The organism is Streptomyces sp. H27-H5 (genome assembly GCF_026627505.1).
Lineage (GTDB): Bacteria > Actinomycetota > Actinomycetes > Streptomycetales > Streptomycetaceae > Streptomyces.
The window spans coordinates 21,009-30,138 of sequence record NZ_JAPNLK010000038.1 but is presented as its reverse complement, the minus strand read 5'-3'; the positions used below and the strand labels follow the sequence as shown (position 1 = coordinate 30,138).

Sequence of the window (9,130 nt, the reverse complement as noted above, 5' to 3'; positions counted from 1 at the left end):
CGTGCGGGGCGACGCGTGGGCCGTACGGGCCGTGCTGTGGGGGTGCGGGCCGTGCGGGCAGGACGGGAGAACAACGCCGGTCGACGACTCCGCCGGCGCGGTGCGTGCCGCGGCCGGGTGACCCGTCGTCGGTTCGGACGGGCTTGAGCGGTGGTCAAAATCCCCGGCGCCGCGATGCATCGTGCGGTGATGACCGTGCACTGTCAACCGGTATGCGGAGTGGGTTCCCTCGCTCTTCCCGGACCCGCCGGCCGGTTCCCGACCCTCCGCCCCCGGGCCGCCCTGCACCCCCGTCCGCCCGGTGGCCTGCGGCGATGTCCACCCCTCGGGCCGGGGCCGGGGAAGGCGTGAGGGGAGGGGCGAGGCGCACGGTCATGCCGTGCCGGTATGCCTTCTCGCCACCCGGGCATGAACGGCGCACCGAGGCGCGGGAGTTGTTCACCATGCTGCCCCTTACAGGTACGGCATCACCCGGTTACCGTCCGGTCATGACCCCCACACTCGCGCAGCTTCGCTACCTCGTCGCCGTCGCGGACTGCCGTTCCATCACGGGCGCGGCCGCCTCGGTCTTCGTGGCCCAGTCCGCCCTCTCCCGGGCCGTCCAGGCCATGGAGCGCGATCTCGGCGTGGAACTCCTCGCCCGCCGGGGCCGGGGCGTGGACCTCACTCCCGAGGGGTCCAGGGTGGTACGACTGGCCCGCACCGTCCTGAGCGCCGTCGAGGCGATCGACGACATCGGCACCGGTCACGGCGACGCCGTCCGCACCACCCTCGTCCTGGTCGCCACCCCGACCCTGGCGCTGGACCTGGCCGCCGAACTGGTGCCCTCCTTCACCCGACGGCATCCCGGGGTGGACGTCCGGGTCCTGCAGCGCGACAGCCGGGAGGCCCTGGTCCAGGAACTCACCGGCGGCAGCGCCGAACTGGCGCTGGTCGACCTGCCGATCGACCAGGAGCTGTCCACGCACCACGTCCAGGAGCGGGAGGTGGTGCTGATCTCGCCCATCGGCTCCCGGCTGCCGGACCCGATGCCGTTCCGGTTGCTCGACGGGCTGCCCATGGTGCTGCCGTGCCCGGGCACCGGCCGACGGACCGAGATGGAGGCCATGTTCAGCTGCCTCGGCGTGCGCCCCGAACCCCGCCTGGAAGTCGACGAACGACTCGCCTGGGTCACCGGGGTGACGGACGGGCGCGGCTCGCTCATCTGGTACCGGGACGTGGTCTCCAGGGCCTTCGGCACGCGCGCCGAGATCCGCTCGTTCACCCCGCCCCTGCTGCGCCCCGTGGGCATCGCCCACACCCGGCGCCCCCTCGGTCGGACGGCCCGGGCCTTCATCGCGCACGCCCTGCACAAAGCCCCCGTACGTGAGCCCGCACCCTGACCGGAACAGGCCTTGCGGACCGCGAGGCATGTCGGTTCGGCATTGAACCATGCTCAAACGGGACGGCGTTGGCCCTGGCATCCGCGCCCGACGTCCCCTCACATGGTGCGCATGGCACCCACCCGCAGAACACCATGGGCGGCGGCCCTCGCCACCGCCGTCCTCGCCGTCGCCCTGCCGGCCGCCGCTTGGGCGACCGGTGGCGCCGCCACCGCTTCCGCGACCCCGGCGCCCCCCGACCCGGCGGCGCCGGCCGCCGCGCCGGCCCCCGCGCGCGCGTGCGACCTGCCCGGCGGTCTGGCCGAACTCAGCGGTCTCGCCATGAGCCGCAGGCACCCGGGCGTCCTCTACGCAGTCAACGACAGCGGCAACACCAATCAGGTCTTCGCCGTCGACTGCAACACCACATCCGGCCGGCTCGTGGCGACCTACACCGTCACCGGCGTCGGCAACACCGACTGGGAAGGCCTCGCGCTCGGCAAGGACGCCGGGGGGTCCCCCGTGATCCTCGTCGGCGACATCGGGGACAACTTCGCCGGCCGCGCCGAGATCACCGTCCACGCCTTCGCCGAACCTGAGGTGCTCGCCGACGCGTCCGTCACCCCGACCAGCCACCGCTTCGCCTACTCCGACGGCCGGCACGACGCCGGGTCCCTGCTCGCGGACCCCGTCACCGGGCAGCTCTACATCGCGACCAAACTCATCGGCGCGGCGGGCAAGCTGTACAAGGCCCCGCTGCCGCCCGTGTCCGGGCAGCTCAACACCCTCTCCCCGGTCCGGTCGGGCCCGGTGTTCACGACCGACGGGGCCTTCTCCCCGTCCGGGGCCTCCTACGCCCTGCGCAGCGGTGGACCGCTCGGGGCCAACACCGCCACGGTGTACGACACCGCGGGGAACAAGCTCGCGGACGTGGCGCTGCCGGCCCAGCCGCAGGGTGAGACGCTCACGTACGCCGACTGCGCCGGCCTGTTGGTCGGTTCGGAGAACGACGCCCGGATCTGGCGCGTGCCACTGCCGCCGGAGGCCACCCCGGGCTGCGCCGGAACCCCGACTCCCACGCCGACCCCGACTCCCACGCCGACCCCGACTCCCACGCCGACCCCGACTCCCACGCCGACCCCGACGTCGGGTGATCTGCGGATCGTCGACCCCGGACCACAGACCTGCCGCTTCAACCAGACCTGCACCATCCGACTCACCACCACCGGAGGCACACCCCCCATCCGCTACACCACCACCACACTCCCCTGGGGACTCACCCTCGGCCCCACCACCGGACGCATCACCGGCACACCCTGGACCACCGGAACCCACCCCATCACCGCCACCGACCCCACCGGCGCCACCACCCACACCACCTTCACCCTCACCCTCAACTGGTTCTGAGACGGCGCGGAGTCGGGCTTGAACAACCCGTCCTCCAGGCCGCACTGTTGGCCGGGTCTCTTCCACACGGTCAGGAGAATCGGCTTGTCGTCCCACACTGCAGACGCGCACGTCATCGATCCCGCCGGGGGGTGTCCGCACGCCCTCAACGCCCGCCTGCGGTCCCAGGGCGCCGTCGCGGAGGTCGTCCTCCCCGGCGGAGTGCCCGGCGCGGTCGTCCTGGGCCACGACGCACTGAAGGAGTTCCTCGCCCACCCCGATGTCGCCAAGGACGCCCGGCACTTCCCCGGCCTGCGCGACGGCACCGTCCCCCGGGACTGGCCCCTGCGGGTCTTCGCCGACGCCCAGGGCATGCACACGGCCGACGACGCCGACCACCGCAGGCTGCGTTCACTGGTCGGCAACGCCTTCACCGCCCGCCAGGTCGAGCGACTGCGGCCGCGCATCGCGGAGTTGACCTCCGGACTGCTCGACGACCTCGGCGCGGCGGCGGCAGCGTCCCCGGACGGCGTCGCCGACCTCAGGACCCACTTCGCACTGCCCCTGCCGATGAGCGTCATCTGCGAACTGCTCGGCGTGGACCAGGAACACCGGGGGCGGCTGCACCACCTGTCCAACACGGTGATCGTCTCCACCGACACCACCCCGGCCGAGGTGATGGCCGCCGTGCGCGAGCTCGTCGCGCTCATGGGCACCATCGCCGCCGCCCGCCGGGCCGCACCGGGCGACGACCTCACCAGCGCCCTGATCGCGGCCCGCGACGAGGACGGCGACCGGCTCAGCGAGGCCGAACTCAGCGGCACGATGCGGCTGATGCTCGTCGCCGGCCACGAGACCACCCTCAACCTGATCAGCAACGCCGTGCGCGCCCTGTGCACCCACCGCGATCAGCTCGCGCTGGTCCGCGAGGGCAAGGCGAGCTGGTCGGACGTGGTCGACGAGACCCTGCGCTGGGATGGCCCCGTCAGCTGGTTCCCGTTCCGCTACCCCACCCGGGACGTGACCGTGGGCGGCGCCCTGATCCCCCGCGGCACCCCGGTCCTCGCGGGCTACACCGCGGCCGGCCGGGACGAGGCCGCGTACGGTCCCGGGGCGGACCGTTTCGACCTCACCCGGGGGAACAGCCGCAATCTCTCCTTCGGGCACGGTGCGCACTACTGCGTGGGCGCCCCGCTCGCCCGGCTGGAGGCCGGCATCGCCCTGGAGCGGCTCTTCGACCGGTTCCCGGACCTCGACCTCGCGGTGCCCGAGGCGGAACTGCCCTACCAGCGCAGTTTCATCGGCAACAGCGTGCAGACCCTTCCGATCCGTCTGGGGTGACCCGGCGGGGGAGCGGGGCCGGGATTCGGGCGTCAGGGCCCTCGGCGTCAGGCCTTCGGGAGCAGGCCTTCAGAGAATCAGGCCTTCGGCATCAGGACGGAGTCCACCAGGTAGACCGTCGCGTTGGCGGTGTGGACGTCACCGCAGACCACCGACGCGTTGCCGTTCACCTTGAAGGACTCGCCGGAACCGGAGGTGGTCAGTCGCTGCTTGGACAGGGTGTCGAAGGAGCCCTGCTCCAACTGCTTCGGCGTCAGCTCCTGGCCCACCACGTGGTAGGTGAGGACCTTGGTGAGCTGTGCCTTGTCGGCCAGCAGCTTGTCCAGGTCGGCCTTCGGCACCTTGGCGAAGGCCTCGTTGGTCGGTGCGAACACCGTGATGTCCTTCGCGCTGTTCAGGGTGTCGACCAGGCCGGCCTTCTTGACGGCGGTGACCAGGGTCGAGAGGGCCGGGTTGTTCGACGCGGCCGTCGCCACGGGGTCCTTGGCCATGCCGGCGAAGGAGCCCGAGCCGTCCTTCGGCACCGAGGCGCAGCCCGGTCCGAACGGTTCGCCGTCCGCCGCCATCGCGGAACCCGCGGCGAGAGCCGGCCCCAGGGCCAGTGCGGCCACGGCCGACGCGGCGAACGCCGCCCTGCGTATGCCTGTGTTGCGACGTGCTGTCATCACGTGACTCCTCGGGTCGGGTCGTTCCCCCCCCCCGCCCCGGGCGCCCCGCCCGACAGTGCGGGTCGCGGGCGTCCCGGGTCTTCCTTCACACGGGTCATTCGGAGCCGTCGGGCGACCGGTTTGGTGAGGTGTGTCCCATGCGTGCCGCCCGGAGGGAGCCTCCCGGCTCCGCTCCTACGCGGCGCCCGCCGCCGGGAACGCGAGCACCACCAGCGGATCCGTGGTCGGTGCGGCCGAACCGCCCGCCGGTTCCTCCGTGACCCCGACCCCGGTGGCGGGGCCCACCTCGCCCCTGAGCAGCGCCGGCGCGTCGGGTCGCGCCGGGTCCATCAGCCCGGCCGGACGCATGACGCCCTTCGGGTCGGCGTACCACAGTTGGTACACCCGCCCCTCGGGCGGCGCCGCCAGGCCGTCGGCCACGAACACGGCCCGGTCCCGGTCCCGGGAGAGCACCACCGTGCCCGTGCCGCCGTCGGCCATGCGGCCCGTGGTCAGCCGCGCGTCGGGCGCCGCCAGCAGCTCCGTGAGTGCCGCCGCCCGCGCCTCGACCCGTCGGGCGTCCTGCCGGGCCGTCTCGGCCCGCTGGTACTGCCAGGCCGCCACCCCGCCGAAACCGACCGCCGCCGCGAGGCAGGCCGCCAGGGCCCAGCGGAGCCAGGGCCGGGCGGGCCGCGCGTGGTGCGCGGGCACCCGTACGGGATCCGGCCGCGCGGGCACCGCCCGGATCTCGCGCAGCACCGACTCCCGGAGCGCCGGCGGCGGCTCCACGGCCACCGCCCGGCCCAGCAGGGCCGCGGTGGCCGCGAGTTCCGCGACCTCCCGCAGGCACGCCTCGCAGGTCTCCAGGTGCGCCTCGAAGGCCGCCCGCTCCGCCGGGGGCAGCGCGTCCGTGACGTAGGCGCCCGTGCCCTCGTGCATGCGGCGCGTCGCGCCTTCCGTGCCTTCCGTGTCCTCTGTGCTCATCCGCCGTTCACCCCGAGACAGTCGCGCAGCCGCAGCAGCCCGTCGCGCAGGCGCGTCTTCACGGTACCCAGCGGCACCGACAGCTCCTCGGACACCTCGCGGCAGGTCAGACCCCGGTAGTAGGCCAGGGTGACCGACTGGCGCTGGATCTCGGTCAGCGAGCCCAGGCAGCGCCGCACCCGGTCACGCTCCTCGTGGTGCTCCACCGCCTCGCTCACCTCGTCGAACTCCGGAAGCGCGGCCTCCAGCCGCGCCGCGCGCCGCTCCCGCTCGGTCGAGGCCTGCGCGGAACGCACCCGGTCCACCGCGCGGCGGTGCGCCATCGTCAGCACCCAGGTCCGCACGCTGCCCCGGTCGGCGCGGTAGCGCCCGGCGGTACGCCACACCTCGACGAGCACCTCCTGCGCCACCTCCTCGGCCTGGGCCCGGTCGCGCAGCACCGTGTACGCCAGGCCCAGCACGGACCCGCTCACTGCCTCGTACACCGAGACGAAGGCGTCCTCGTCCCCTTCGGCGACCCGGCCGAGGAGGGCTGACATGCCGTCCTCGGCGCGGTCCGCTCGTGTCACGTCGTTCACGGGAAGATCCTCCGGGATTCCCGGTCGTTCGTCGGCATCCGCGCGCCTCATGAGCCATTCGTAGCCGCCGAGCCACTGGATTGGCCCCGCCCGCCGGCGGTGCCCGTCGGCCCCGCACCCGTCATCCGCGGGGCCTGCGCTTGCGCAGCTCGACCACCCCGTCGGTGATCAGGTCCCACGGCTCCGAGCGCGACGACGGCTCCCGCGCCGGCTCCCCGACCCGCGGCGACGGGGGGACGGCCTGGTCGGGGTCCCCGCCGGCCCGGATCGGCGCGGTCGCGAGGTCGGACGGGGCTTCCGGCGCCGGGGAGGGCCGCTCCGGCTCGGTCTCGGACATGCTCGGTGCGCTCCTGGGGGCGTCGGAAGGGGCGGCCACCGGATCGCTCCGACAGCCGCCCCTGTTCGTGTCCGGGCCAGTGAACCGACCACCCGTCCAGTGTGGTGATCAGCCGTATGTGCTCTCCCTCTCACGAGTGTGGAATTACCCACGTGAGAGTGACGGTCACGGGAAGTCCCGGACAGCGCCACGGCCGATGATGTAGGTCATTTCGCGGCGGGAAGCGCGGCCGCGATCCCCGCCGCCAGGGCGTACGGATCCCCGACCGGTGCCTGGGCATGGCGAGTGGTCCGCCGCGCCCACTCCTCGTCGAAGGCGTGCCAGTCGATCTGCCGGGGCACCGCCCGCCGGACCAGCGCCTCCTCCAGCGTGGCGAAGTACGCGTCCCAACGCGGCGCGTACAGCTCCGAGACGAGACCGCCCCACTCACGGTTCGCGTAGTCGTGCAGGGAGCCTCCCTCCGAGGCGGCGCGCGGCCCCCACACGCTCAGGAGCGAACGCGCGTCGTATTCGTACCGGTCCGCCTCCGCCCGGCCCGCGCCCCGGGAGCGGGCGGCCGAGAGGCGGGGCCCCAGCAGGAAGTGCGGGTCGGCGCTCGTGACGGCGTCCAAGCGCCTCTCACCGTCGCGCCACTGCGCGGTCAACTCACGGAACAGGCGCACGTCCTTCGCGTCGTACGCCGCCTTGATCCTCGGCAGCAGCACCCGCGAATGGTTCGCCAACGCCTGCCGGGCCGTGTCCACCAGGTCGTACCGGTAGGCGCTGGAACCCCGCAGCGGCGGGTCCACCTTCAACAGGTGGTCCAGGGCGCGCCGCACCGAACCCGCCGGATAGCGCATCGACGTGGGGCTCCATCGGGCGGATCCCGCCGCGCTCAGGCTCGGCCGGGCCGTGAACAGGCCGTCCTGGGACTCCGACCACAGGCCCGAGGGGGTGCTGTACGGGCCCTTGCGCAGTTCCTCCCACGCGGCCGCCGCCTCGGCGTCGGCGCGCCCGTACCGGCGGGCGGAGTACGCCGCGAACCACTTCCTCTGGTCGATCGGCCCGGACTCCCAGGCCAGATCCGTGAAGAGGTCGAAGGCGGCGGGATCGGTCCCGGTGGCCTCCGGCATGTACGCGATGCCCGCGAGCGCACTGTTCGACTTGGACCGCCACGCGCCGAACCGGTCGGCCCACACCGGGGTGTTGGCGCCGATCGTGGTGTGTCCGCCGAAGTTGGGGATCGTGCCCAGCGCGTAGGGAGCGCCGCCCCAACGGGCCTCCCGGTCCAACCCGTCGTACCGGTCGGACAGTCCGTCCAGGACCAACAGCTTCGAGGTGTCGACCCCGGCCAGGAGTTCCCTCCTCGGATCCTCCTGCCAGCCCAACACGGCCCACAGTGCGCCGGGATGGGCCGCCCACAGCGCCTTCTGCACCGCCCCGGCGGCCGCCGTCACGTCCACCGGACCCGTCTTGCCGCCCTCGTGCAGCGGGCTCATCCGGTACATGGAACTGTCTCCGAACACCGCCCGCTGTTCCGCGTAGTACGCGGCGGCCAGCTTCCCGAACGCGGCCGAGTTCGGGTCCAACCAGTCCGGACGGTCGAAGCCCGCCCAGTCGCCCTGCGGCACCGTCGTGGCACCGGGGTTGCGCGCTGCGAACGCCGGCGGCACCGTGCCGAAGAAGCCCGGGAGCACCGGGGTCATGCCGAGGCCGCGCAACTGCTCGGCGATCCGGCCGCCGATCCCGGCCCGCTCGCGCATCAGCCCTTCCGAGACCGGTCCGCCGAAGCCGCTCATGTTCTGCAACAACCACCAACTCTGGTGCGCGGGACCGGGGATCCACGCCCTCAGCTCCGCCGCCGAGTATCCGAACCGCTGGAGCGCCCGGTAGTACGGATACTCGGCGCCGACCTGCACGAACACCTCGTTGACGCCGTGCAGGGCCAGCAGGTCGATCTGCCGCCGGTGCTCCTCGAAGGTGCGGTAGGGGCCCGAGTAGCCGTCGTCGGTGTCGTTGAGCGCGTACCGGTGGGCGACCAGCGCGCTCCGGGTGACCGACTTCGGTACGGCCGGCAAGCGCTCCGGCAGCATCCCCAGGCTGTCGCCGGGCCAGCCGATGTCGGCGCCCGCGACGTGCTGGAGGTACCAGCCGACCCCGGTGAGCAGGGTCGCGCCGCTGGTGCCGCGCACCGTGATGGCGCCCGCCGTCCCGGACACCGTGAAGGTGTCCGCCGCGCCGCCCGCGTCGGGCGCCAGGGTGAACTGCCCGGCGTGCCGCGGCAGCAGCCGCTCCAGGGCCTCCCGCGCCGGACGCGCGTCGAAGTCCCGGGCCGGCGTAAGCCGACGTACGTCGGACTGCCGTACGTCGGGCGCGGCGGGTGATCCCGCGCCCGAGGCGACCGCCCCGGGCGTCGCCCCCGCCAGGACCAGGACGAGCAGTGCCGCGGGAAGCGCCGCCACCGCGACCGTACGGCGCCCTCGCGGGCGCCCGCTGCGTGCCATCGAGCCGTACCTC

General features: G+C 73.5%; 8 protein-coding genes. 3 read left to right on the top strand and 5 right to left on the bottom strand.

Annotation, left to right across the window (positions count from 1 at the left end):
* The first annotated feature begins 488 nt into the window (after nucleotides 1–488).
* From OTB19_RS19915 to OTB19_RS19905, 3 genes are all read left to right on the top strand, one after another.
* Complete coding sequence (locus OTB19_RS19915; RefSeq protein WP_267799666.1) at nucleotides 489–1,382, top strand: LysR family transcriptional regulator; 894 nt, start codon at nucleotides 489–491, stop codon at nucleotides 1,380–1,382.
* 111 nt (nucleotides 1,383–1,493) lie between these two features.
* Nucleotides 1,494–2,768: a putative Ig domain-containing protein gene (locus OTB19_RS19910; protein ID WP_267799665.1), complete on the top strand. Its 1,275-nt coding sequence runs from the start codon at nucleotides 1,494–1,496 to the stop codon at nucleotides 2,766–2,768.
* 84 nt (nucleotides 2,769–2,852) lie between these two features.
* Nucleotides 2,853–4,088, top strand: coding sequence for a cytochrome P450 family protein (locus OTB19_RS19905; RefSeq protein WP_267799664.1), 1,236 nt, complete (start codon nucleotides 2,853–2,855; stop codon nucleotides 4,086–4,088).
* Nucleotides 4,089–4,165: 77 nt separating this feature from the next.
* Here the strand turns inward: OTB19_RS19905 and OTB19_RS19900 are convergent, their stop codons facing one another.
* The 5 genes from OTB19_RS19900 to OTB19_RS19880 form a co-directional block, all read right to left on the bottom strand.
* The gene (locus OTB19_RS19900) at nucleotides 4,166–4,753 is read right to left on the bottom strand and encodes a fasciclin domain-containing protein (RefSeq protein WP_267799663.1); all 588 of its coding nucleotides are present in this window, start codon (nucleotides 4,751–4,753) and stop codon (nucleotides 4,166–4,168) included.
* Nucleotides 4,754–4,930: 177 nt separating this feature from the next.
* Nucleotides 4,931–5,719 (bottom strand): anti-sigma factor, encoded by a 789-nt coding sequence (locus OTB19_RS19895; protein WP_267799662.1) that lies wholly within the window; start codon nucleotides 5,717–5,719, stop codon nucleotides 4,931–4,933.
* A complete protein-coding gene (gene sigK, locus OTB19_RS19890; RefSeq protein ID WP_267799661.1) occupies nucleotides 5,716–6,297 on the bottom strand; it encodes an ECF RNA polymerase sigma factor SigK in 582 nt (193 codons plus the stop codon). The genes OTB19_RS19895 and sigK overlap by 4 nt, the downstream gene beginning before the upstream one ends.
* Before the next feature lie 121 nt (nucleotides 6,298–6,418).
* Nucleotides 6,419–6,634 carry a hypothetical protein gene (locus tag OTB19_RS19885; RefSeq protein WP_267799659.1) on the bottom strand — a complete coding sequence of 72 codons (216 nt, stop codon included), beginning with the start codon at nucleotides 6,632–6,634 and terminating at the stop codon, nucleotides 6,419–6,421.
* Between the two features lie 206 nt (nucleotides 6,635–6,840).
* The gene (locus tag OTB19_RS19880; RefSeq protein WP_267799657.1) at nucleotides 6,841–9,117 is read right to left on the bottom strand and encodes an alpha-N-acetylglucosaminidase; all 2,277 of its coding nucleotides are present in this window, start codon (nucleotides 9,115–9,117) and stop codon (nucleotides 6,841–6,843) included.
* Between the last annotated feature and the right edge of the window lie 13 nt (nucleotides 9,118–9,130).

Bases quoted from the DNA above. Each gene is read 5' to 3' on its own strand.
- OTB19_RS19910 (WP_267799665.1), top strand. From the start codon at position 1,494: ATGGCACCCACCCGCAGAACACCATGGGCGGCGGCCCTCGCCACCGCC.
- OTB19_RS19885 (WP_267799659.1), bottom strand. From the start codon at position 6,634: ATGTCCGAGACCGAGCCGGAGCGGCCCTCCCCGGCGCCGGAAGCCCCG.
- OTB19_RS19900 (WP_267799663.1), bottom strand. From the start codon at position 4,753: ATGACAGCACGTCGCAACACAGGCATACGCAGGGCGGCGTTCGCCGCG.
- OTB19_RS19915 (WP_267799666.1), top strand. From the start codon at position 489: ATGACCCCCACACTCGCGCAGCTTCGCTACCTCGTCGCCGTCGCGGAC.
- OTB19_RS19880 (WP_267799657.1), bottom strand. From the start codon at position 9,117: ATGGCACGCAGCGGGCGCCCGCGAGGGCGCCGTACGGTCGCGGTGGCG.
- OTB19_RS19895 (WP_267799662.1), bottom strand. From the start codon at position 5,719: ATGAGCACAGAGGACACGGAAGGCACGGAAGGCGCGACGCGCCGCATG.